Genomic DNA, 23,891 nt, shown 5'->3' on the forward strand with positions numbered 1-23,891 from the left:
ACTACCTAAGCAAAGCCCCTTTAATTATTCCAGGTGCTGGAATAACAGCGCTTGTATTGACAGCGTTTACAGCCCGGTACATAATGTGTACACAACATTTTGGGACCAGCGCAAGGAGACGTTGCCGTGCAAAAATGGATAACGATTTATAAAAATATGAAAATCAAAAATAAGCTTTCCCTTCTTATCAGCTTAATTGTTGCCGTGGCATTCACGTTCGCCGTCATCGTCCAGCAGTATGCCTTCTCCATCTACGACGAGCAGCTGTACCTCAAATCATCCCAGGTCCTTCACCTGTCTTCCTCCGCGATTGAGGCAGAGCTCGAGCGGATCGAACAGTTATCTTTTAATATCATTACCGATACCCAGATCCAGAATATATTACGTTCCATCGCCGGAAGCGAATCCGACTATGACAGGCTCATCCTCCGGCAGCATTTGGTGGACCGCCTCCTGAATTACGTAGGCTCCGAGCCCATGCTCTACTCCATTCACCTGATCGATTCGTATGATCAGCAGCAGGACGTCGGCAGTGTTGTCCCGATTGATCCTGCCAAGAAGGAGCTGATTCTTCAGCTTGCCGGGGACGCGGACGGGGGAGAGCGCTGGATATACCCTGACGATACGGATTCTGCCCTTCTACTTTCCCGGGAAATAAGATCCTATTCCGGCACTTTGTTCGATCTTAACTATTTGGGTACCATCATCATACGCATCAATATGGACAAAATCGTCCGGAAGTCCGCCGGTGGGGAAAGCGACCTGATCGTAACTTCCGGTACCGATGTCATATATCCCGCAACGCCGCACTTCGATCCGGTCGTCATTCAATCCTCCCTGTCGTCCGGAAACGGGTACCTAACCCGGGAAATCGATGGCCATACCTACTTTATCGCACATAATCGATCTGGCAACACGGGCTGGACGTATATGAATGTTACACCCTTTAACCAAACCTTCAAGCAAATCATATTCATTAAAGAGCTTGTCATCATCGTGTTCACCGTTATTTTCGCGGTTGCGATTCTGCTCGGCATCCGATTCAGCCGGGGTCTGACACGTCCTATCGAAAGTCTCATCACCCGGATGAAGCTCGCGGAAAAAGGAAACTTTGCGGAAGCCAACGTGCTCCCGCAGGACGCCACCCCTGTCGCCATGAACGAGTTGGGCCTGCTGCATCGCACATTCCGTCTCATGATCGAAAGAATCAATGCCCTCATCACCGAGAATTATTCAAACCGGTTGTTGATCAAAGAGACCGAGTTCAAAGCGCTGCAAGCGCAAATCAACCCCCACTTTTTGTATAACACGCTGGAATCCGTAAACTGGCTGGCGAAGATGAACAAGCAAACCCAAATCTCCGACATGGTGCAAGCGTTAGCCTTCCTTCTCCGTAACTCCGTCAGTCTGAAGGAGCCGATTCTGACACTGGGTGAAGAACTGGAGATTGTCCGAAACTATGTCCTCATACAGAAGTTCCGGTTTGAAGACCGACTAGAGTTTACGCTGGATGTTAAGGAGCAGGATCTGCACCGCAAAATCCCCAAGCTGTCTCTCCAGCCTCTGCTCGAAAATGCAATTCATTATGCGCTTGAGCCGTCCGTTGACCCTTGTCAAATTTCGTTGTTCTGCAAGGAGACACCTTCCGCGTTCTGCGTCATCGTGGAGGATGACGGTCCCGGCATGGCACCAGATACCTTGAAGCAATTGCGAAATGGCGATTTAGCCACCAGCGGTAACGGGATCGGACTGTTAAATATCGATGAACGAATCAAGCTGGCTTTTGGCGACCACTACGGTTTGTCCATTGACAGCGGATCGGGTCCTGGGACCCGTGTAATTCTGTATTTACCCAAATAACGGAGGGATTCGGATGTACAAAGTTCTGCTTGTGGACGATGAACGGATTATACTGGATGGCATATCTCAGATGGTGGACTGGCGATCATACCGAACCGAGCTGGCTGGCACGGCCCAGAACGGAATTCAAGCATATGAAAAAATCGTCAGGGAGAGCCCGGATATCGTCGTTTGCGACATTCGCATGCCCGGGCTCGACGGTCTGGAGCTCGTTGCCAAGACCCACGCCTCCCATCCTCATATCAAATTCGTATTGCTGTCCGGCTTCGGCGAATTCGAGTATGCCAACCGCGCCATGCAATACGGCGTGAAGCATTATCTGCTGAAGCCGACCGACGAGGTCAAGATCGGAGGAGCGCTGAAAGAGGTCATCAACGAGTTGACCCAGGACCGGAACAAGGAAACGTTTGTCCAGGAAATGAAGAACCGGCTCCGGAAGGTACTGCCCCATGTCAAAGAACAGGTGCTCAAAGAGTTTGTCACCAACAAGACCTATGGGCGCCATGATCTGGAGGAGTACCGAAGCCTGTTCGAATACGATTTCGATCAGCCCGTCCGGCTGCTATTGTTCCAGCTGGAGGGCACGGTCGAATACGAGCATCAATTTGCCGTGAAGAACATTGCGGAGGATCTGTTGGACACAACGCTGCTGAGTACGACGATCGGACAGCATGTACTGGTGCTCATCGAGAACCAACATGATCAGCAGCGGCTCCATGAGCAGCTGCAGGATATCCGGTGTACTTTTAAACAGTATTACAAGATGGACCTCACAATCGCGATCAGCGATCCCGGACCTGTTACCCTTGCCCGGAAGCTGTACCGTGATACGCTGCAATGCTTGAACTACCGTTTCTATCTGGATGAGAGCGGGATGATCACGACGGAAGATACGCTGCACGCCGGCGGCCTGGAAGGAACGTTTGTCCTCGACGAGGAACGCCTGTGCATGCCGGTCCGATCCGGCCACCGCAACGAAGCGGAGCTTGCCTTGGCCGAATTTGTTCAGGAGCTGAAGCATGCGCAGCTTAGTATCGACATGACCAAATCCTATGTCATTCAGCAATATGTATCCCTCATCCGTCTAACCGACCCGGATCGGATGCAAGAACACTATGCACGGATTCCGGAAATCGCCGAGATGAGTACGCTTCAAGCCATTCAATCTTTCTTGGAGAAAACGGTACGGGAAATCACGCTGCGAAACTTCGAGCAAAACAAGGTCAAATATAATGCCATCGTCCGCAAGGTGGTTGAGATTATCGAGGAGCAGTTAGGGAACTCGGAGCTTACCCTCAATCTGGTGGCAAACGACATGCTGTATATGAACGCCGACTATCTCGGCAAGCTGTTCAAGAAGGAGACCGGCGAGAAGTTCTCTAATTACGTAATGAAACTTCGGATGAAGCGCGCAACCGAAATGATGGCAAGCGATCCCGATATCAAAATTTTTGAAATGGCGGAACGGCTCGGTTTCGGCGATAATCCTCAATATTTCAGCCAAGTGTTCAAGAAACAGATTGGCTGTACACCCTCTGAATATATGAAAAAGAGTGATTAACTTGTACGTACATCTCTGCTTTTTAAACAAATTGCACGGTTTTTTTCCTTACTCTTTCCCCGCAAAAACTAGATAATTGGGAATGTAAGCACTAACATTTGAAGCGACATGAAATGGTTGATTAACAAAGGGGAGGAAATGGAATGAAAAAAGTGTTAAACGCGGTTCTGATGTTTTCCCTGATCGGAAGTTTGATCGGCTGTTCGGGCGGCGGCGCCGCAGAACCACCGGCAAACGGCGGAACCGGAACGGAAACGCCGCCGGCGGCTGCAAGCGATAGCAAGGATCCGGTCAAGCTCCGCATTGCGTGGTGGGGCGGTCAGTCCCGGCATGATTATACCTTGAAGGTCATCGAGATGTATGAGTCCCAGAATCCGCATGTCACCATTGAGCCGGAGTATGCTCCATTCGATGACTATTGGAAGAAGCTTGCTCCCCAAGCGGTGGCCGGCGGACTTCCGGACATTATCCAGATGGACATCTCCTACCTGAATCAATATGCAGGCCGGAATCAGCTGGCGGATTTGAAGCCGTTTACCGAGAGCGGCGAGCTCGATGTCGCCGATGTCAGCGAGAATGCGCTGAGCGGCGGTGAGGTTAGCGGCAAGCTGGTTGCCATGAACCTCGGCGTGAACGCACTCCAGACTACATTCGACGTGGAGACGATGAAGAAGAACGGCATCGATATTCCGTCCAAGGAATGGACCTGGGACGACATGGACAAGATGGGGGCCCAAGCCAAAGAAAAAGGCCTGCAAATCGGAGGCTTTGCTTACCGGCATGACGTCTTCTTCCCGTACTACCTAAGAACCATCGGGCAGAAAATGTACAGCGCTGACGGCAAAACCATCGGATACAGCGACGACCAGCCTTTTATCGATTACTTCACCCGCTACCAGAAATGGTACGACAACGGATATATCCTGTCCCTGGACAAGGAAGCCCAGAAGAAAGGCGTAGCCGAAGAGGATGAAATTGTCCTTGGCAACTCTATATCAGGCACCGGCTGGTCCAACCAATTCCTCGCCGTGGCCAATCTGGTAACCGATCGTCCATTGGAGCTGAATCCGATGCCGGGACCCGGAACAAAAGAAGGACTCTTCCTGAAACCTTCGATGTATTTCTCGGTCACCGAAACCTCCAAGCATAAAGAAGAAGCCGCCAAATTCATCAGCTTCTTCATTAACGACATCGAGGCCAACAAGCTGATCAAGGGCGAACGCGGCGTTCCCGTATCCGCCAAGGTGAAGGAAGCGCTCAAGCCGCTCCTCTCCGAGAACGAAGCCAAAATTTTCGACTATGTTACTTGGGCTGAGGCCAACAGCACGCCAGGCGATCCGCCTAACCCGATCGGCGCGGTGGAGATCGAGAAGCTGCTGCGAGATCTCAGCGAACGCATCCTGTTCAAGAAAATCTCGATCGAAGATGCCGCGGCCGAGTTCCGCAAGGAAGCGAATGCCATCTTGGCCAGATCTCAGCAATAACCAGGACACGGCTAGACAAGGCATCTCCGGCACGTCTTTCCCGTGCAAGAGATGCCTTTTTACATCAGTGACCCCTGCACGGGGCGCAACCAAATCTGAATCGTAGGGGTTGAAATCTATGAAGAGGCTCCGTGAGAACGAGCACATCACCGGTTACGTGTTTTCAGCGCCGTTCGTTCTTGGTTTTCTCATCTTTACCTTATATCCAATCCTGTCGTCCCTGTATTATTCGTTCACCAATTACAATCTGATGGAAGCGCCAAGATGGCTGGGCTTGGGGAATTATGAGCGGTTGTTTCTGGAGGACGACAAAATCGGCAAGTCCTTTCAGGTCACATTCACCTATGTATTCGCCAGCGTTCCCCTGCGACTCATATTCGCCCTCTTCGTTGCCATGATTCTGAATACCGCAACCAAAGCCGTAGGGTTGTACCGCTCCGCCTTCTACCTGCCCTCTCTCATTGGCGGAAGCGTGGCCGTGGCTATCATGTGGCAGCAGATCTTTGGCGACAAGGGACTCGTGAACTCTGCCCTTTCGCTCTTCGGGATCCATTCCACGACCTCTTGGATCGGGAATCCGAGTACGGCGCTATGGACACTAATCGCCTTGTCTATCTGGCAGTTCGGCTCCTCGATGATCATTTTTCTGGCTGGTTTGAAAAATATCCCGAAGGATTACTATGAGGCTGCCAGCGTGGACGGTGCCAATGCGGTCCATCGCTTTTTCAAGATTACGCTGCCTATGCTCAGCCCCATTATTTTGTTTAATTTGACGCTCCAGACGATTTCGGCGTTCCTGACCTTCACTCCGGCCTACATTATTTCGCGCGGAGAAGGCGGGCCCCTGGACCAGACGCTGCTCTATTCGCTCTATTTGTATCGCAAGGCGTTCTCGCATTTTGAGATGGGATACGCGTCGGCGCTTGCCTGGATCATGCTCATTATCGTTGGTGTCCTGACCCTGCTCATCTTCAGATCATCCACCCGCTGGGTTCATTACGAGTCGAAAGGAGATTGACGGTTATGACCAAATCCAGACGTGTTCTCTACCATACCCTGGTCGGATTGTTCGCCCTCGGCATGACTTATCCGATTCTATGGCTGGTCGCCAGCTCGCTTAAGCCCAATCATGAAATATTCACGACGGCTTACAGCCTGATTCCGAGTCGGCTGGAATTCTCGAATTATGCTACAGGCTGGAAGGGTTTTGCCGGGACTACCTTCGGTACCTTCTTTAAAAATTCTTATATCATTGTCATCATATCCACCATCGGTGCCGTCGCTTCCTCTGCGCTTGTCGCCTTCGGCCTGGCTCGGACCAAGTTCTTCGGCCAGCAATTCTGGTTCGCCTGCATGATGATTACGATGATGCTGCCTCATGATGTTGTGATCGTTCCGCAGTATGTCATGTTCGCCAAATTCGGCTGGCTGTCTTCCTTCAAACCATTAATTGTTCCCCAATTCTTTGGCATTCCGTTCTTCATCTTCCTGATCATGCAATTTATCCGCACCATTCCGAAGGAACTGGATGAAGCCGCCAAGATTGACGGATGCAGCAAATACGGGATATTTTTCCGGATCGTTGTGCCATTGATCGTACCCGCTCTGATCACGTGCTCGATTTTCTCCTTCTACTGGAGATGGGATGATTTCATCAATCCGCTCATTTACTTGAACAATCCGGAGAAATACCCGGTGTCACTTGCCTTGAAGCTGTTCCTTGACGGGGAGTCGCTTAATAACTGGGGCGGCATGTTTGCTATGGCTACCTTATCGCTGCTGCCGGTCGTCATCGTCTTCTTTATCTTCCAGAAATATATCGTGGAAGGGATCAGCACGACGGGATTGAAAGGGTAATTCATACAGATAGAAGCAAATAGAATATGAAGGGAGTTTCTCATCATGCCTGCACTTGTATTTGATGATCAACAGATTGAGAATGTTATAGACCGCGTGGTTGACCGGACCTTTCGCATGGACTTCAGCTGGGACTGGCCGGGCGGGGTCGCCTTTTACGGGGTATGCGAAGCCTACAAGGCCACCGGCAAAAAGGAATATCTGGAACAGCTGAAAGCCTGGGTCGACGAAAATATGGAAGAGGGTCTGCCCAAGCTGTCCGTCAACGGCGTCTCCATCGGCCACTCCCTGCTGACCTTATACGAGGTTTATGAAGATGAGCGGTATATCGAAACAGCGAAGGACATGGCCGAGTATCTCACGCATGATGCACTGCGTTTCGGCAACGGCATCTTTCAGCATACGGTGAACTCCGAAACGTATAACTTTCCGGAGCAGGCATGGGTCGATACAATGTTCATGGCAGGCTACTTCCTGCTTCGGATCGGGGTGATGCTGGACCGGGAGGATTACTTCGAGGATGGCTTGAAGCAGTATCACGGCCATGAGGATTGCCTGCAGGATCCCGTCACGAATCTGTATTACCACGGCTGGGACAACATCGCCGGCAACCATATGTCAGGCGTCTTCTGGTGCCGGGGCAATGCCTGGGCCGCCATTACGATGGCTCGCGCCCTGGAGCTCGTGCCGGTTACGCATCCTTCCTTCATGATCATCGAAGGATCGCTGCGTGACCAGCTCAGCACCCTGGTTCGGCTGCAGCATGAATCCGGCCTGTGGCATACGATCACGACCGATCCGCAGTCTCCGCTTGAAACGTCCGGCTCGGCTGGCATCGCCGCCGCCCTGCTGACCAAGGGACGCATCTATAATAAATACACGCAGAAATCGATTGACGGCATCTTGGCCAAGATTACTGAGGATGGCACCGTAACCGGCGTATCCGCGGGAACGGCCGTCATGAAAGACGCCGCAGGTTACAGAGGCGTGCCCGATAAGCGAATCCAGGGCTGGGGTCAAGGCTTAGCCCTTACCTTTCTCGCGGAAGTACTGAAGATCAGGAGCAATCCTTATTGATTGAATGGGATACAAAAAAGGCAGGATTGGAGAGGATCAAGTTCGCCTCTACAGCCTGCCTTTTCGTTATATGCGTTTCCACAAGCGATATTTTATTGAAAAATAACCGGTTAACAGGACAGCTGTAACAAGAATAATTACATTCAAAATCATTGCTTTATCGCCCCTATTCCCATCACTAATCTTAACGCGATTCTGCGTCTACGTTTCTTATCGATTGTCCCCTGTCTCTTCTTCGCCGCCATCCTTCGTCTGCTCTTCAGTCTTGTTCGGATGTGGCGTTCCGTCAAGTCCGTAGACTTCGTCATAAGCATCGAATATCTTCCTTGCAATCGGCGCGGCGCTTTGCGAGCCGAAGCCGCCCTCCGGCACAACCACGGCCACCGCCAATTTCGGGTTGTCGCGCGGAGCAAAGGCGATGAAGACGCCGTTATCAAGGTTAACACCTTTATATGATTGCTCGGATGTACCTGTTTTGCGGGCAAAATCATATTTAAAATCTTCGAAGGCTGCCAGCCCCTGCGTATTCATCCCCCGCTTGACGGTCTGCCAATACGCTTTGGGGAACTCGACCTCGTTCAGAACCTCGCGCCCGAATTTCTTGATTATCTTGCCATCCTGGTCCGTGATTTTGCTGACCAGCTGCGGCTTGATGCGCTTGCCTTCATTCGCCAGCATCACCGTGTATTGAGCAAGCTGTAGAGGGGTGTATTTACCCTGCTGACCGAAGGAAGCGTAGGCTAACGCCGCCAGATTACTTCCCGCTGCTTTTGTATCGGTATAATTTTTCAATCCTTTATGCTCGTTGGGCAAACCGCTCCCCGTTACGACGCCAAGACCAAACTTCTCCATATACTTATCCCAGACCGTAACGCCCTTCTCCCCGCCATACTTATTGACAAGCCTTTTGCCGATCATATCAATCATAAAAGCATTCGAGGATTGCTGAATCGCTAACTGCGGCTTGATGGGGCCGTTTCGATGACCGCCCGAGTTGGATATCCTCGTTTCGCTTCCTTCCCGACCTATGGTGGCGTACCCTTGATCAGGATAAGTGTCATTAATGCCAAATAACCCCTCATTAAGCCCGATCAGCACCGTCAGCGGTTTAATGACGGAACCGAGAAAGATCATGGATTCAAAGCCGTTTCCCGAGCGACCTGATCCATAGATCGTAATAGTCCCGTTTCCCGACGAGTCTACGACATCCTGCGTAATCTTGCCACCATTTACCCGCACATTCGAGTCGTAATCGGGCATGCTCGCCATCGCGACTACATTACCGGTATCCACCTCCATGGCGACCGCATATCCGGTTAAGGCATCCTTATGTAACTTACCCGATACCGGATGAGTATGAAGATATTGGAGCTGATCCATAATGGCCTGCTCCGTGGCAAGCTGAATGTCTTTATGAATCGTGGTGTGAATATCAAGGCCTTTTTCGGGAGCGATCATCGTCGGTACGCCGTCCACCATATTCTGCGGATTGATCGGAATGCTGAGATACCCGCTCTTGCCGCGCAGTTCTTCCTGAAACATCTGCTCCAATCCGTCATAGCCAATCCACTCTTCTTCCGTGTAGATCAAGCCGGGATTTTTCTGATCCTTGTTGCTCTGATCAATAGCCTCATAAACCTTAAGGTCTTTGGAGCCTCTGAACTTCTTTAAGTACCCGATCGTCTGAACGGCCACCGTATCCGGATCATAGTGCCTTACATTCTCCTCCACGATCTGGATGCCGGGAAACTTGGCACGATTCTCCATGAAATAAGCGATCTCTTCCTTCGTCAAATCCGTCTTGATGCGTCTCGGTTCATAACCATGATGCTTAATATATTCCAAATCCAGGTCTTTAATCACTTTCTTCACCGTTATCGGTTCCGCCTTGGGGTCCCCATACTTGTTAAACGCCTGGACAAGCCGCTTCGCCATCTCCTCCGCTTCCGGCCGGTTTTCTTTTCCTTTGTCCGTCTTCTTGCTGTAATCCTTCATGAGCGTGATATAGAGTGAATTTGAAGCCGTAGAGTATGCAAGCTTGGTGCCGGATGCATCGATGATGGACCCCCGGATCGGCTGCAGCGGGAAATGCTTCTGCTCCCCCCCGGTTTCCTGGCTTGCCAGCTCCGGTCCCTCCACGAACTGTAATATGGCAAGGCGAACGATAATGACGCAAAAGATTAAAAATGCGCTGAAAAAGAAAATATTGATCCGTCCATGGAATTTACGCCTGGTTTCTGATTCATCCGGTACGTCTTTATAAGGTTTAAAGCCGATCACATTGTCTACGCTCCTTTGTTATCTGTATTAATCCAGCCAAGTCGGCATATTCGAGTTGTTCTCGAATTCGAACATTCGCTGCAATTGCTCCTTCGTATTCCGTTCCTCAGACAGCGGAGGCAGTTCGTCCTGCCGGAAAAAACCGACAGCGGACGTCTCGGTCCCCACGCCTGCAGCTCCGCCCGTAATGTCGCACTGAATGAACATTTTGTACACGTGGAAGGCCGAAGGCGGATGGTTATGAAATTTCTTGTCCAATACGGCCAGCAGCCTCCCTGCACGCACGTCGTAACCCGCTTCTTCCTTCACTTCCTTCACAACAACTTCGGCAGGCGATAGACCGACGTCCGCCCATCCTCCCGGCAGCGCCCAAGCCCCGTCGGCCTTTTCCTTCACCAGCAGCAGCTTTCCGTCTTGAAAAATAACGCCACGGACATCCACCTTCGGCGTTTGGTATCCGGTTTCGCTCGCAAACAGCGTACGGATCTTCTCGTCGCCTGCTTCCGTATACTCATGCATGATCTCGATGCTAAGCTCCCTCAGCTGCTCAAACCGTTCCATGTCATAGACATCCTTCGTATATTCCAGTCCGGCCTGGCTGATCGCCTGTATCTCTTTTGCCCAATCCAACCATTTGAGTGTCATAGATTCATCCCTCTTCGATTTCTTCTCATATATATAACGCCTGCTACCCACGATTGGTTTATAATGGAAGTGTTTGATTTCAAAATTATAACATATTTCCTGGCATAAAAAAGATGACCCCTGACAACAAATTCAGAGGTCATCTGCTTGCTAGTTAAGTCCAGACAGTTATTCTATGAACCTTCCACATATCGGGTCACAGCTCAATCACCTGGGCGTTTCCTATTTTCCATTCGGAATTCCTTAGGTCCTACTCATCCCTTTGATTCGTTCGGATTAAGGCATACGCCAATTGTCCGGCCATCCCCAGGAATAAACCCGTTCCGACGACAATATAGACCATCGTGAATGTTTTACCAAGCGGCGTCTGCGGCACGAATTCCGGATGACCTACCGTGCTTAAAGTCACTACGCAGAAATACAGAGCATCCAGCACCGATAGCCCTTCCTGCCTGGTATAAAACATCGTGCCCGATATGAGCATAATGACAATCAGAACAAACAGCGCTACAAAATACCGCTGCTTAAACGCTCGAAACAGACCGCTGAAAAGACGTTTTAACGTTAGTAAAAAAGATATCATCCCGGAAACCGTCCTATTCTATAACTGGAGTATACGTAACATCAATCTTATACAGCTATTATATCAGCGTTTATGTTCTCCGCCCATGAGCTAAGGATGAACGGAGAGAATATTCCCTTCGGAATCGATACTTCGAAATATAAAACCTCCGATTTGATCGGCAGGCAGCTGTTCATAATGAACGGCATATCCTTGTTCGACGTCCATTTCAATGTAGACCCCGGACAAGGCTTTGATCTGATCCAGATCATCGATCGGCTCATCATCCCATGGCTCATTGGTCACGATGATCTTCCTGCTCTCGTTCTCTGAAGTCTCGACCGCCAGTAAGGTATCATACATATCCTCCCCGCGACGGCTAGCCGACCAGATCCGAGTAAAGGGTTCATCTTCGGATCCCCGTTCCAGAACGACCGAGTTCGAAGCACGGTGCAGCAGTCCCCATTTACTTTCCATAAGGGTGACCATCTTCACGTTGCCATCATGCCAGACGATCAGCTTGTGATGATCCCCTATTCTCTCGTATAACTTATCCCCGGTATACGCAGGATGCAAGCGCCGCAAGGCCTGCTCTTCATTGTATACATATCCACCCAGGAACAGCGGCATGTAACTGATGACGACCAACACGGCTGCCAGTATGAGAAACATTGTTTTTTTCAAAACAACAACTCCTTGTCATCTTTTGCAATCGAGCGCCATCCATACCCATGAGTTTAGCTCTGAAGGGACAACAGCTCCCGGATCTCCGCCTCGGTCCAGCTTGGAAGCGACTCTTCTCCCGGCTGAACCAGTTCCTCGATCAGATCCTTCTTCTTCTGCTGCAGAGCAGCCATTTTATCCTCGATGGTATCCTGAGCCACCAGCCGTATCACCTGCACCACCTTCTTCTGTCCGATGCGATGGGCCCGGTCCATCGCCTGCTGCTCCACAGCCGGATTCCACCACAGGTCATACAAGATCACCGTATCGGCCCCGGTCAGGTTCAGTCCCGTTCCGCCTGCCTTCAGCGAGATGAGGAACACTTCCCGTTCTCCCTCGTTGAAGCGTTCGCACAGCTCCACCCGCTTCGATGCCGGAGTCTGTCCATCCAGGTAGAAAAACGGGATCCCCCGATATCCGAGCTCCCCGGCAATCAGATTCAGCATCCCCGTAAACTGGGAGAATACCAGCATCCTTCTGCCTGCAAGACGACATTCCTCAATGGTTTCCAGGAGCTGCTCAAACTTGGCCGAACTGCCCTCATAGCCTTCCACGAATAGGGCCGGGTGACAGCAGATCTGGCGCAGACGGGTAATGCCCGCCAGGATGCGAATCCGGCTTTTCTGAAATCCATCCTGCGCCAAATGCTTGAGCGTCTCCTGTCTTAACTTCGCAAGATAGGCTGTATAGAGCTTCTTCTGTTCGATCAGCAGGCTTGATGCCTGAACCGTCTCGATCTTCTCCGGCAGCTCCTTGAGCACATCCGATTTCAGCCTGCGAAGAAGGAAGGGACGCACCCGCCTCACCACGGTTTCTTTCGGCAATTCCTGAAACGCTTTTCGATCTCCAAAGAGTGCCGGGAATACGGCATCATATATGGACCACAGCTCCTCCAGCCGGTTCTCGACCGGTGTGCCTGTCAGTGCAAACCGATAACGGGCATGAAGCGTTTTGACAACCTGAGCCGTTTGCGTTGTGTAATTTTTGAAGAATTGGGCTTCATCCAGAATTAACGTTAAGAACGGCAGCTTCGCATACCGCTCAACGTCCCTGCGGAGCAGCGGGTACGAAGTAATGATGACATCTGCGTTCCCCGCATCCTGTATAATCTTAGTCCGCTCGGTCTGCGTGCCATCGGCAATGACGGCATTGATCTCGGGCGCAAACTTCTGGAGCTCGTTAAACCAGTTATAGAGCAGTGAGGCAGGCGCAACGATAAGTGCAGGTTCGCTACGCTCTCTGATCTCCGGGAGCACCGACAGAATGAAAGCAATGCTCTGAATGGTTTTACCGAGGCCCATGTCATCGGCCAAGATGCCGCCGAAGCGGTAGTGGGCCATCGTCTTCATCCATTGGAAGCCAAACTTCTGATAATCCCGGAGGACCGGTTCGAGGCTCGGCGGCACAGCAAAATCCAAATGATCCGGATTCTTCACGTGCTGCAGCATTCGGCGTAAGGATCGGCCAAGTTGAACCGTGGATCCCGCTTCTTCCCAATCCAGCAGCTGAAGTCCTTGGACTGCCGGCATTTTAAACGGTTTGCCCTCCCCTTCGTATAACCAAGGCCCTACCCGGTTCATTAAGGCAACCATGGCCTGGAACTCGGCGCTCTCCAGCGGAAGCAGCGCTCCGTTTCGCAACCGGTGATATTTGCGTTTTTCTTCAAGCGATTTGACGATTTCCCGGATTTCGGCTTCCCGAATCCCCTCCATGTCAAACTTCAATTCAAGCCAATCCGTCCGTTCGTCGACCTCCACCCGCACCTTGGCTCCCATCGGTTCAGTAAGCACCCGTTCCTTCACGGCTGTCGTTGCATAAACCACCAGCAGCTTCTCCAGCTCCGGGATCGTATGATACAGAAAATCGTATTCGGCATCCTCATCGTTCATGAAGAAACCGCCATCCGTTTTGGCAAAGGAGGCGTTCTCCATAAGCTCAAGAATCCGCTGCTCCTGCTCTCCGTCGCGAACGAGGATTGAGCTGCTGCTGCGTGTTGCACGATGTCCCTCCAACGGATTAATGGTGATTTCTCCGTATTGAAATTCGAGTCCGGCCAAAAGCCGGCCACGCACCCGGTCCAGATAGAGCTTCGCTTTCAAAGGCGTTTTGACAATGCGGTCCGATACGGTCTGTGCCACGTGGACACTTCCAAGCTTCATCAGTCCCGGAACCACCCGTTCCATAATGGACTCCATCATCTCAGGTTGAATCCGGATATGCGGTTTATTCGAATTCTCAAGCAGCTGCTTCATCTCGGAGAGTCTTCTGCAAGCATCCAATTCAAGCTGAATAAGCTTACCGTCCACAATGACGAGGCCGTAGCCCTCCAGAACGATCATTCGCTCCAATCCCTCAATCTTCATCAGGTAGTGATCGTCCCCGGCTTCATCAAACTCGAATTGAAGGGGGATCGGATCTTGAACGAATTCCAGCTTATCCGTGAGGATCCCGTCCAAAGACAACAGGGAATGGTTCGAATGGGATAATCGTTCCCTTACCTCAGGCCAAAAAGTGGGAGGAATCATCAGCATTCGGTCGCTGCTTCCGTTTTTGCCATGCGGAGCATACATGTCCAGTGACTGTTTAAACATGCTTTCATGCTCGTATATACGAATCAGCTCCTGGAGAATATCATCATCCTCTGTTTTAAAGCTGTGTTGCTCCGGATCGTACGTGAAATTCTTCGTGAACATGCAGGCCTCTCCGTGCTTTACACACGCCAGAAACTCTCGGATCCGCTGCACGATGTACAAACGTTTCTTACCGATTCGCAGTTCAACGCCGAACAGGTATTTCCGATTTCCGTAAGGATATAACTTGAAAATGAACTCCATCTCCAGAACTTCTCGTGTGTCAAACCTGGATGCTGCCGTAGCCCTCCGGCCTGCAGAATAAGAGAACAATCCGAGCAGCTGGCTGCTGAGCCGCGCATCCTGCTCCCCTTCGTCCGAGCTTCTCTCATGCTCCGGAGAGTACCGAGGTGTTAATTGCCCGTCTCCATTATTCCCGCCGTCAGAAAGATGTAATAACGATGGATAAGGGCGGATTGGTGCTTCCACCGTTTGCTCAATATCACGGATATTCAAGAGCAGAGCCGCAATATGTCTGCATCGCTTCCGGGAGAATCCATAATCGATACAGCTGCATTCCGTGAATACATCCCCGTTCGAGTCAATCTCGGCATAGGCGATACCCGGCTCCTGGTCCGTCACTTCAGCCTCGTATTTCCGAGTGTCCGTATCTTGTTTCAACATCGTAACATGTCCATCTCTATATAAAACCCCGCCGCGATCGTAGGAGGTCTTTCCGCATAATAACTTGATCACCCGTTCGGTCAGCTGGTAACCCATAACCACAATCCCTTCTCTAATTGCTGCTAAAAAACAGTATAACATGTTGGGCGAAAAGGCTAGTAATGCCGACGTCCGATATTAGAAAACGTCTATCGACGTCTGTTCTCAGAAGACAAAAAGAACTCGCCGCTACGGCAAGTTCTTCTTCCGCTTTTTCTCATAAGACCGGGTCAAATTGTCATAACGGGTGTTTTTGCCTCTCCATGCTCTCCCCTTCGCCCGGATCTGAGTCCATTTGCGATAGAATCGCTCATCTCGATCCATCCAACCCCTCCGTTTCGTGGCTTAGATACGTTTGTAATACAGCACCGTTCCGTCCAGTTCGCCGTTAGAGGATATGGCATAATCGGGTATGACTCCAGCTTGTATGTAACCCAGAGACTGATACAGCTTGTTGGAGGGGTCCCCCTCCCGGGTATCTAAGACCAGCAACGTTCTGCCCTCTGCCTTGGCTTTCGGCTCCAGATGCAGCATCAATGCTCGGCCGATGCCCCCGCGACGGGATGCGGGGTCCACCATCAGCTTTGCTACCTCGGCCCGGTGTCTGCCATTTGCCTTCATGGCGCACTGCAGCTGAACCGTGCCAATCGCCTGCCCATCCTGCACGGCAACCCACAGGGTAACCCCTGGGCAAAGCACATCCTCCCAGTAAGCGGAAGCTTCATCGTAAGACAACGGCGGTAAGAATCCTACCGATGCCCCATCTTCTACTACCCGAATCAATAATTCCGTTAATTGATGATGCGTTTCGGTTTCTAATTGGTCGACCTCCATAATCGTAAACGCAGAATTCATTACAGTACACTCCCTCTCTCATCTAATAAATTCATTCTATCCGTTCCGTTTCCATATGCAATCATTTCTACAATGCGTAAAACCACCAAGCGTTAAAATCACCTTATCGCTTCAAGATGTCAGCCAGTGCTTTATTCAGCGTATCGTATGTACAATGAAATCCTGCCTTGCAGAGTCTGTCCGGAATGACCCATCGGCTCTTCAGCACGAGTTCCGTTTCGGTTTGAATCAGCCGGGCCCCCAGTTCAAGCAGCCATTTGGGGGATGGCAATCCCATTCTGCGATTCAATGCAAGCCGAAGCTGTTCCATTAGTTCCTTGTTGGTAACCGGATGAGGGGATGCACAATTGAATATCCCGCTCAGCTCTGCTCTCTCTTGTAAAAACAGGATCATACGACACAAATCCTCCACATGAATCCAGCTGAACTTTTGCTTGCCTGTACCTTGAACGCCACCGAGGCCATATTTTACCAAGTTAACATAAGGCGTCATGACGCCGCCCCCCGGTCCCAGCACGATGGCAATGCGTAAAGCGATTTGTCGTGTCTGAGGCAGTGAGAACGAGAAAAAAGCGCGCTCCCATTTCTTGGCAACCTCAACCGAGAAACCCGTCCCGATTTCACCCTGTTCCTCCGTCATCGGCTTATCTTCAGCATGGCGATAAATCGTGGCCGTACTGGAATTAAACCATGTACGAGGAGGAGTACGGCATGCCTCGATAGCCGTGCCGAGTATATTCGTTGTATCTATTCTTGATTTCAGAATCAGCTTCTTATTTTCCTCATCGTAACGGCAATTGACCGATTTACCTGCAAGATTAATCAGCATATCCGCCCCCTCCAGAGCAGCGATGATCGCTTCTTGATCGTTCCATGCGATATGGCCCTTCCGTCGGGATATCATAAGTACTTGTGCATGCTGCTCATTCGTGAATTTTTTCGCAAGATAAGTTCCGATAAAACCTGTTCCACCGGCCAGAACGATCTTTTTCATAGAATAGAATCAGCTCATTTCTCTAGGTTTTATCCCCATTATAAATTCCATTTTATCTATTTGTTTCTTACAATATATCATTTTTTCAATCAAGAATAAAAAGAAAACACCTTCCTTATAGAAGATGTTCCATTCATATAGCGCTGCCGGATTTGTATGATGATTTCTGAAAAACACCAAATTCTCTTTTCTTCCCGGTCCCTTCGGTATCCCCCAATTTCTCATATCTGTCAAAATGCGTCCCCCTAAGCAAAATAGCCTTTTCCTTCTCCGGCTCGGCCCCGGATTCCCAAAAGAGGATCCCTATTACGCTCTTATCTAATGACCTCAGAAATGCTTCCCTTACCGGCAGATCGTCCATCACATGATAGAATACGGTTAGAAGCAACCCGATATCATATGTTTCCGTAAGACTTGAGCGTTCAAACCGCTCCTCCTTGAGATCAAAATGAACTCGTTCGAGAACGTTCAGCTGCCTTGCCAGCTCGTAATGCTCAGCCATTGGCTCATAGCCTGTGACGATAGCCCCCTGGCGTGTAAAGTGTCTGGCATAAAATCCGATGTTGCAGCCGATATCGATTACCCTTTTTCCTCGAACGGATGAGGAACCCAGATACTCCATCATCAGATCCATACGGGTCGGATAGACATCATCCCGTTCACTCTTCAAATGCAAGAAGTGAGGATTCAAAATCGGTGTATAAATCAGGGTTCGAAGATGGCGGGAAAAGACCTCGGTTACCTGGTTCACAGCATCCGTATGCTGCCACTCCTCATAGTCGCGAACGGTCATTCGGGCGGGGACGTGCCTAACTCCGCTGAGATATTGAAAGATGGCTCGATGGTGGCCGTCTTTCAAACGAAAATAACCGCCTTTCCTGTTGTATTGGACCAAAATCGGATCTTCGTTGAAATGCTCCTTATCATTGGCGAACAAGGCAGCCATCGTGCGATATTGCAAGCGCCGCTGTTCCAATAGATCATAATCCGAGATAGGTACCTTCATATCACGGGTGGTATATATGGAGGTATGCCAATCCAGATACAACTTCGGATCCCCACCTAGATTCATAAGGTAACGGTACAATTGCAAATGGGGTGACAACCGAATAATTGGAAGATCGGCATATCTTGTATGAACTTCATACCAGGCTTCCGTGTAGTTTGGAATTTCGGCTTTATGTTCCTCTTCTATGAAATCCGTAAATAACAATTCCAGCGGTACTTTCGTGACCATGGTCTGCAAATGTGATTCAGATGACATCGCGCAAACCTCCCTTCTAGCCTACTTGCCTGGCATCGAAAACAAATACGTGGAGAAATCACGGTTAATGTAATCCTTAAAATGCCTTTTGTCGACTACGGGAAACAGATCCAGCTCCTCCGTTGTCCATGAGCTCAAATGGGTTTCGAAATCATTACCGTACACTGCTCCCTGCGGCCAGTCTGTTCCAATCGGAACATTCAGCAGAACGAAGCGGGATTTTTCAATACAGGTCTGCAGCAGCACAAGCGCCCGCTCTTTTGTAAAGTGCTCCAGAACGTCACCGAGAATGATCAGATCGAATTGTCCTGGCTGAACCTCCGTTTGTACATGATCGAATGCATCCGCAACATGGATGATATTGTAGAAACAGGAATGATATGAATCAATATTGACCGGATAGATTTCAATCCCTTCGATTCGCGTATCCCAATATGTGCGGAATACGCGCCCCTCCCAAACATCCAAATATTCGCGGCAGATCATTCCCCAACGGCCAAATCCAACGCCGACATCCAGTACGGACTTCGGAGATACATACCGGATCAGATCCACACAAAAAGATAAATTCTGCCAGTTAGATGTTCCCATTCCCATACCTCCATTCGATCATTCTATTTCATATTCATCATCATATTTATAATCCGGTAATCCGGTATGAAATAATCCTTAGGAAGCCGGCTTACTGTTTGCTCCCACACCATTTGATTCACCATTAATGACGAAGGGAATTGATTGACCAGAAACAAATGACTGTACTGGTCTCCGGGTACCTCTATCAAATGCATGGTCCTTCCTCCCTTTCCTAGGTTACTGGGCCTTGCTTATCTCTTTTTGATAAACCTCCAATACTCGCTTCACCATGGAATCCAGACCACGATGAGCCAATGCCCATTTCCGCGCTTGTTTACCTAGAAGCCTACGGTACGCTTCATCTTCCAGCAACATATTCAGACGTGCAGTAAGCATATCGTCATTCCCGGTCTGAAAGAGAAGGCCGTTCACCTCATGCTGTACCGCTTCCTTAAGACCGCCCGCATCCGAAGAAACGATCGGCAGTTCGGCAATCTGCGCCTCCATCACAGAATAGGAGAGGGTCTCCATCAGACTTGGCATAACAAAAATATCTGCCAGCCCTAACAACGCAGGAACATCGTCACGCGAGCCCCAAAAACGGACTGCCCCCGTCATACCCAACTGACCAACACGATATTCGTACAATGCACGCTGATCTCCGTCTCCAACAAGCCAGCACTCCCAGTCCTGTCGAAAGGCATGGAGTTTGCCCAAGGCTTCCAACAACACATGAATGCCCTTTTCATGACTGAGTCTGGAGGTGCAGATGATCACTTTCTTGTCCATGGGTCGAGTCAGTTCGTGCTCTTTCTTCAGCCTGTCTTCGAAGCTTGGAATATCCATCGCATAGGGAATCAATGAGATCCGGGATACCGGCAGACCAAAGTACGATACCACGACATCCCTCAGCCATTCGGAAGCCAGAAGCAACTGATCGCTGGATGAGCCCCCGATATTCTCAATCGATTTATAATAATTCCAGACGAGTAATGGGCTGGAAGGTTTAATCCCTTGATCATTTTGGACCATATTCAAAATAGTAAGTGCCACGGAAGCATGAATGCTGGTTACCAAGGGTATGCCCGCTGGCTTCACACGACTGACGGCTGCCGCAGCCAGCACATCCTGTGCATGGATGACATCGTATTGCTCCAGGTCCAAATAAGAAAGCGTTAGCTCCAAACATAACCGCTCAGATTCAGCATGCCTGACCCAATTATCCGAGAATATAGGGGATGCTGCTGGGAGATTCGCCTCCAACATCGGTTTATAATGACTCTTGAACACCTTCCGGTTATCATCTCCATACACATAAAAGCAATCAATTCTGTCACCGACCATGTCGACCTCATGCCCCAGTGCCTCAAGCCCCTGCTTGATCTGCAGCATATACTTCCATAGTCCACCGACATGAGGAATCAGGAATATCGTCACGAGCAATATCTTCAAGCACCCCACCCTTTCCGAAAAAACTTCGTCATAAACAGCTTCTAATACTGCGAAATTATTTACAGGATCGGCTCCCCTATTTGGCAGTTGTGGAACTCTTCACTTGTTAAATGAACAATCTCTTCAACTCTCCACCGATAGAAAGCAAAGATGGCGGGTCCTCCGATTTTTCGCAGCATATGCCGCTCCCCATAGTAGATCGACCCATTCGGAGCGCTGTATAATCTGCCGTTAATAAGAAAAGACGTGAGCAAGGATGCATCATGAATCATATCCCCTTGAGGGAGTATAGCGATTAGTTCGTCCGGCAAGATGACAACGCTGGAATAATTAAAATGGAGCCTGTGATACATTTCGTGGGAAATAATCGGATGGAGACGCCGATCGCTCCACAGATAGATTTCCGATCCGCTGTTTTTTACCAGAAGGGTTGAAGGACTGTTCAGGATGAAATCCCCGGATATATTCACGGGTGACCCGGTCTCCATTTCTTCGAGTACCGACTCATTCAATTCCACCATACTTTTCGCGGTAAATCCGTACGAATGGAAAGTCGCCATATCGCTAATGGGCCGTTTCTTGCCTTGCTCAACCAAATAAACAGCAGAATACAAGCCCCTAATTAGAGTGCCATCCGGTACACGGCTCCTTACCCGATCGGTATGCTGCATTGACGTTCCCACCCTTCAACTAAACCTAGTCCATTATATTCTTGGCCAATCATTCTGGACTCGTCAGTTAACTATACCGTTTCACACATTTCTCTCATAAAAAAGATCCCCGTAGGGATCTATCGATTTAATAGAGATATAATTTTGTCTTTCATAAACTGATAGCTGTGGGGATCATCCTTCTTCGCATAGAAACGGAGTCCGTCCAGCGCTTTGAACAGTTGATAGCCTAACAGTCTCTCCTCAAAATATGGAATACTTACGCCTTGCTGCTCCAGGGCTTGCTGCAGCCTACTTGGAAACTCCAGCATCGGGTACCACATATGAAGAACAGAAACATCCAGCATGAAGTCGCCAAACATGGCCATCTCCCAATCCACGATCCCCGTAACGTTCTCGTTCTCTCCCAGCATATTACCCAAATGGAAATCTCCATGTACAAGATATCGCTCCGGAGGCGAATAGCGAACCCGTTCGATCATCGTTTGGTAGATTTCTTCAAAAAACTCTTTTTCCAGAAAGCTGTTCTCATACAGATTGTGCCACCCATGGTAGAAGCCTTCTTGCTCCTCATCGAAAACAGACGTGATGTAGTCCAGCCATGAACGATGGACAGCCTTGCCTTCCGGGGTAATCCAGCCGTAACCCTCATGGGAATCCGCGACATGTACCTGACGGATCCGCATGAATTGATGGACAATGTCGGGGATGAGCGCTCGAATTTGCGTCGGTTCAAGAGCACTTATCGGCGTTCCGGATACTCTGTCCGAGATGGAGTAATGAATATTCTCCACTCTCCCTACCTTGTGGATTCGGGGAATGGGCAAGGATTGTTCACCGTACATATCGTAGATTTTGAACACTTTATGAAGGCTATGCTCATTATCCTTAAAATGAATGACATAATCGGCATCGCCCTTGCGGTAACTGAACACCTTGCTCAGTTCCCCCATCTCGATGGGGGTGACATTCATTACCGATTCCCCTTCAATATGCTTCAGATGGCTTACCGCCATATCCAAAGTCATTTCCGGCTTAAATGTCCTCATAACATGTTCTCCTCCTTCAGCATCTGATCCGGGTTCGATTTGGACGCATTCCATCTTCGGTACATCAAAGGGAACAGCTCGTATATATTAGCGGAGATACTCGATGCAGAAATATGAATCGTAGAGCCCGTCATGCCTTTATTCATACGCATGAGCTTCCGCTTCCAGGCAGGGTGCCTGGACATCAGATGATCAGGATCATAAACTTCAATTCCTATGAATTTCTCATTCTTTATCTGATAGATATGAATATTTTTAATTTCGTCCCACGCGACGGCTCCTGCGCTCACATAAGAGGATTTATCGACGAACCCCTCCTTATGGATCAAGAGTGCCGGGGCCGATTGGAACAGCTTGGTGACGGCAAACACCAGTCCCGCGCCAAAAAACAACGCACAGATGATTCCGACAATGGCGATAACCATGTTGTCCGACGTCACCCCGCCGTATACCAATCCACTGCCTAGCAGCACAAACGCCAAAGAGCCCACTAGCATTTTGGTTACCTTAGGATAAATCTTTATTTCTTCTTGTACCTGCATGAGTCGCACTCCTTGTATGAATTAACTTATGTCGATGACTCTATCATTCGATGGTCATCCATCAATAGCAAACCTGGAATTCCTTTACAAACACCGCCGTACCGGAAATATAGACATCCATGGTCTCTTTACGACGGTTCACATGAACATGCACTCTACCGTCTTTCCCCATTTCCTGGCCTTGTTCAATACTAAATCGAGCGGAGGATAACTCAGAGTTCAGGTAAGTCAAATAATAAGCCCCCATTACCCCCGATGCAGTTCCAGTTACCGGGTCTTCAATGGTGCCAGAATACGGCGATGAGAAATGTCTCGCGTGCATGAACGAAGACGCATCCATCGTTTCCAGGCAAAAAGGATGCAGTGAGGCCTTGGGGTTTTCGGTTAATATGTCCGGAAACACTGCATTATCAGGCACCATCCGGTCAAAATGATCCAACCCTTTTATCGGGACCAACAATGTCCAGATCCCCGTGCTTCCATAGACGATGGGCATACTTAAGTCCAAATCGTCACGTTTCAGACCTATCGATGATGCTAGTCGGTCTACATCACCCACGTAGGATATGAACTGAGGGTGATCCTGCTTCATCTTCATGGTTAACAGGCCCTCGGCATTTTGATATTCTATAGGCAAACTGCCCACCTTGGTCTCAATCCACACGGTTTCTTTTTCCGGCAGCAGTCCCCTGGTTTTTAAAGCATACATGGATGCCATGGTGGCATGGCCGCATAAATTCATTTCATGGCCCGGAGTAAAATACCTCAATCTGATATCTTCTTGCTCTGATTGTAAGATAAAGGTGGTTTCATTGAATCCAACGCTGCGAGCGATGGATTGCATCTCTTCCTCCGTCAGATCATCTGCATTCAGAACCACACCAGCAGGATTCCCCTTGTTAGGCTGCACGGAGAATGCATCGTAATGAAGCACGTTTATGGATTTCATGTTCCTCTGCCCCTTCTTTCTGCACCGTCTATGATTTGCTATCCAAATTAGTGAAGATTTTACCATTAGGGGATATGTTAAATCCAGACCAAATTTCAAACAACATCCCTCATCCGATAAACCTCATGCTTATCCGGACCCACGTTAGGGATTATACGTAATCAAAAAACCGGCCAAGGATGGCCGGATTTGATGTCCAT

Annotated in this window: 22 protein-coding genes; 6 read left to right on the forward strand and 16 right to left on the reverse strand. The window is 49.6% G+C overall.

What is annotated here, in order from left to right; translation table 11 throughout:
* Window positions 1-126 precede the first annotated feature (126 nt).
* From M4D81_RS09550 to M4D81_RS09575, 6 genes are all read left to right on the forward strand, one after another.
* A complete protein-coding gene (locus tag M4D81_RS09550; protein WP_260065879.1) occupies window positions 127-1,860 on the forward strand; it encodes a cache domain-containing sensor histidine kinase in 1,734 nt (577 codons plus the stop codon).
* A 13-nt stretch (window positions 1,861-1,873) separates the two neighbouring features.
* Window positions 1,874-3,421 (forward strand): response regulator, encoded by a 1,548-nt coding sequence (locus M4D81_RS09555; protein WP_260065880.1) that lies wholly within the window; start codon window positions 1,874-1,876, stop codon window positions 3,419-3,421.
* 143 nt (window positions 3,422-3,564) lie between these two features.
* The gene (locus M4D81_RS09560) at window positions 3,565-4,905 is read left to right on the forward strand and encodes an ABC transporter substrate-binding protein (protein WP_220684519.1); all 1,341 of its coding nucleotides are present in this window, start codon (window positions 3,565-3,567) and stop codon (window positions 4,903-4,905) included.
* Window positions 4,906-5,023: 118 nt separating this feature from the next.
* Complete coding sequence (locus M4D81_RS09565; RefSeq protein ID WP_009589786.1) at window positions 5,024-5,923, forward strand: carbohydrate ABC transporter permease; 900 nt, start codon at window positions 5,024-5,026, stop codon at window positions 5,921-5,923.
* A gap of 62 nt (window positions 5,924-5,985) precedes the next feature.
* Entirely contained in the window at window positions 5,986-6,762 is a 777-nt protein-coding gene (locus tag M4D81_RS09570) for a carbohydrate ABC transporter permease (RefSeq protein WP_397376675.1), read from the forward strand.
* Window positions 6,763-6,807: 45 nt separating this feature from the next.
* Complete coding sequence (locus tag M4D81_RS09575; RefSeq protein ID WP_260065884.1) at window positions 6,808-7,839, forward strand: glycoside hydrolase family 88/105 protein; 1,032 nt, start codon at window positions 6,808-6,810, stop codon at window positions 7,837-7,839.
* Window positions 7,840-8,049: 210 nt separating this feature from the next.
* Here M4D81_RS09575 and M4D81_RS09580 read toward each other — a convergent pair whose 3' ends face one another.
* From M4D81_RS09580 to M4D81_RS09655, 16 genes are all read right to left on the reverse strand, one after another.
* The gene (locus M4D81_RS09580; RefSeq protein ID WP_260065886.1) at window positions 8,050-10,119 is read right to left on the reverse strand and encodes a peptidoglycan D,D-transpeptidase FtsI family protein; all 2,070 of its coding nucleotides are present in this window, start codon (window positions 10,117-10,119) and stop codon (window positions 8,050-8,052) included.
* Between the two features lie 27 nt (window positions 10,120-10,146).
* Complete coding sequence (locus M4D81_RS09585; protein ID WP_260065888.1) at window positions 10,147-10,764, reverse strand: NUDIX hydrolase; 618 nt, start codon at window positions 10,762-10,764, stop codon at window positions 10,147-10,149.
* A gap of 250 nt (window positions 10,765-11,014) precedes the next feature.
* The gene (locus M4D81_RS09590; protein ID WP_260065890.1) at window positions 11,015-11,347 is read right to left on the reverse strand and encodes a potassium channel family protein; all 333 of its coding nucleotides are present in this window, start codon (window positions 11,345-11,347) and stop codon (window positions 11,015-11,017) included.
* Between the two features lie 90 nt (window positions 11,348-11,437).
* Window positions 11,438-12,010 (reverse strand): hypothetical protein, encoded by a 573-nt coding sequence (locus M4D81_RS09595; RefSeq protein WP_260065892.1) that lies wholly within the window; start codon window positions 12,008-12,010, stop codon window positions 11,438-11,440.
* A 53-nt stretch (window positions 12,011-12,063) separates the two neighbouring features.
* Entirely contained in the window at window positions 12,064-15,399 is a 3,336-nt protein-coding gene (locus tag M4D81_RS09600) for a DEAD/DEAH box helicase (protein WP_260065894.1), read from the reverse strand.
* Window positions 15,400-15,531: 132 nt separating this feature from the next.
* Window positions 15,532-15,666, reverse strand: a complete 135-nt coding sequence (locus M4D81_RS09605; protein WP_260065895.1) for a hypothetical protein — start codon at window positions 15,664-15,666, stop codon at window positions 15,532-15,534.
* A gap of 21 nt (window positions 15,667-15,687) precedes the next feature.
* Window positions 15,688-16,197, reverse strand: coding sequence for a GNAT family N-acetyltransferase (locus M4D81_RS09610; protein WP_260065897.1), 510 nt, complete (start codon window positions 16,195-16,197; stop codon window positions 15,688-15,690).
* A gap of 103 nt (window positions 16,198-16,300) precedes the next feature.
* Window positions 16,301-17,191 (reverse strand): TIGR01777 family oxidoreductase, encoded by an 891-nt coding sequence (locus M4D81_RS09615; RefSeq protein ID WP_260065898.1) that lies wholly within the window; start codon window positions 17,189-17,191, stop codon window positions 16,301-16,303.
* Between the two features lie 133 nt (window positions 17,192-17,324).
* Window positions 17,325-18,455, reverse strand: coding sequence for a class I SAM-dependent methyltransferase (locus M4D81_RS09620; protein WP_260065900.1), 1,131 nt, complete (start codon window positions 18,453-18,455; stop codon window positions 17,325-17,327).
* Between the two features lie 21 nt (window positions 18,456-18,476).
* Window positions 18,477-19,046 (reverse strand): class I SAM-dependent methyltransferase, encoded by a 570-nt coding sequence (locus M4D81_RS09625; protein ID WP_260065902.1) that lies wholly within the window; start codon window positions 19,044-19,046, stop codon window positions 18,477-18,479.
* 23 nt (window positions 19,047-19,069) lie between these two features.
* Window positions 19,070-19,243 (reverse strand): hypothetical protein, encoded by a 174-nt coding sequence (locus tag M4D81_RS09630; protein WP_260065904.1) that lies wholly within the window; start codon window positions 19,241-19,243, stop codon window positions 19,070-19,072.
* Window positions 19,244-19,265: 22 nt separating this feature from the next.
* The gene (locus M4D81_RS09635) at window positions 19,266-20,480 is read right to left on the reverse strand and encodes a glycosyltransferase family 4 protein (protein ID WP_260065905.1); all 1,215 of its coding nucleotides are present in this window, start codon (window positions 20,478-20,480) and stop codon (window positions 19,266-19,268) included.
* Between the two features lie 59 nt (window positions 20,481-20,539).
* Complete coding sequence (locus M4D81_RS09640; RefSeq protein WP_260065907.1) at window positions 20,540-21,151, reverse strand: hypothetical protein; 612 nt, start codon at window positions 21,149-21,151, stop codon at window positions 20,540-20,542.
* Window positions 21,152-21,270: 119 nt separating this feature from the next.
* The gene (locus M4D81_RS09645) at window positions 21,271-22,200 is read right to left on the reverse strand and encodes a phosphotransferase family protein (protein WP_260065909.1); all 930 of its coding nucleotides are present in this window, start codon (window positions 22,198-22,200) and stop codon (window positions 21,271-21,273) included.
* Window positions 22,197-22,742, reverse strand: coding sequence for an STM3941 family protein (locus M4D81_RS09650; RefSeq protein ID WP_260065911.1), 546 nt, complete (start codon window positions 22,740-22,742; stop codon window positions 22,197-22,199). Before M4D81_RS09650 ends, M4D81_RS09645 begins: the two co-directional genes overlap by 4 nt.
* 61 nt (window positions 22,743-22,803) lie before the next feature.
* The gene (locus tag M4D81_RS09655) at window positions 22,804-23,691 is read right to left on the reverse strand and encodes a PhzF family phenazine biosynthesis protein (protein ID WP_260065913.1); all 888 of its coding nucleotides are present in this window, start codon (window positions 23,689-23,691) and stop codon (window positions 22,804-22,806) included.
* Between the last annotated feature and the right edge of the window lie 200 nt (window positions 23,692-23,891).

The sequence above is a fragment of the Paenibacillus sp. p3-SID867 genome (assembly GCF_025142895.1).
Classification (GTDB): domain Bacteria; phylum Bacillota; class Bacilli; order Paenibacillales; family Paenibacillaceae; genus Paenibacillus_AQ.

Excerpts from the sequence above, each read along its gene's own strand:
- M4D81_RS09555 (WP_260065880.1), top strand. The coding sequence starts at position 1,874 with ATGTACAAAGTTCTGCTTGTGGACGATGAACGGATTATACTGGATGGC.
- M4D81_RS09560 (WP_220684519.1), top strand. The coding sequence starts at position 3,565 with ATGAAAAAAGTGTTAAACGCGGTTCTGATGTTTTCCCTGATCGGAAGT.
- M4D81_RS09565 (WP_009589786.1), top strand. The coding sequence starts at position 5,024 with ATGAAGAGGCTCCGTGAGAACGAGCACATCACCGGTTACGTGTTTTCA.
- M4D81_RS09570 (WP_397376675.1), top strand. The coding sequence starts at position 5,986 with ATGACTTATCCGATTCTATGGCTGGTCGCCAGCTCGCTTAAGCCCAAT.
- M4D81_RS09575 (WP_260065884.1), top strand. The coding sequence starts at position 6,808 with ATGCCTGCACTTGTATTTGATGATCAACAGATTGAGAATGTTATAGAC.
- M4D81_RS09585 (WP_260065888.1), bottom strand. The coding sequence starts at position 10,764 with ATGACACTCAAATGGTTGGATTGGGCAAAAGAGATACAGGCGATCAGC.
- M4D81_RS09590 (WP_260065890.1), bottom strand. The coding sequence starts at position 11,347 with ATGATATCTTTTTTACTAACGTTAAAACGTCTTTTCAGCGGTCTGTTT.
- M4D81_RS09600 (WP_260065894.1), bottom strand. The coding sequence starts at position 15,399 with ATGGGTTACCAGCTGACCGAACGGGTGATCAAGTTATTATGCGGAAAG.
- M4D81_RS09605 (WP_260065895.1), bottom strand. The coding sequence starts at position 15,666 with ATGGATCGAGATGAGCGATTCTATCGCAAATGGACTCAGATCCGGGCG.
- M4D81_RS09610 (WP_260065897.1), bottom strand. The coding sequence starts at position 16,197 with ATGAATTCTGCGTTTACGATTATGGAGGTCGACCAATTAGAAACCGAA.
- M4D81_RS09615 (WP_260065898.1), bottom strand. The coding sequence starts at position 17,191 with ATGAAAAAGATCGTTCTGGCCGGTGGAACAGGTTTTATCGGAACTTAT.
- M4D81_RS09620 (WP_260065900.1), bottom strand. The coding sequence starts at position 18,455 with ATGTCATCTGAATCACATTTGCAGACCATGGTCACGAAAGTACCGCTG.
- M4D81_RS09625 (WP_260065902.1), bottom strand. The coding sequence starts at position 19,046 with ATGGGAACATCTAACTGGCAGAATTTATCTTTTTGTGTGGATCTGATC.
- M4D81_RS09630 (WP_260065904.1), bottom strand. The coding sequence starts at position 19,243 with ATGCATTTGATAGAGGTACCCGGAGACCAGTACAGTCATTTGTTTCTG.
- M4D81_RS09640 (WP_260065907.1), bottom strand. The coding sequence starts at position 21,151 with ATGCAGCATACCGATCGGGTAAGGAGCCGTGTACCGGATGGCACTCTA.
- M4D81_RS09645 (WP_260065909.1), bottom strand. The coding sequence starts at position 22,200 with ATGAGGACATTTAAGCCGGAAATGACTTTGGATATGGCGGTAAGCCAT.
- M4D81_RS09650 (WP_260065911.1), bottom strand. The coding sequence starts at position 22,742 with ATGCAGGTACAAGAAGAAATAAAGATTTATCCTAAGGTAACCAAAATG.
- M4D81_RS09655 (WP_260065913.1), bottom strand. The coding sequence starts at position 23,691 with ATGAAATCCATAAACGTGCTTCATTACGATGCATTCTCCGTGCAGCCT.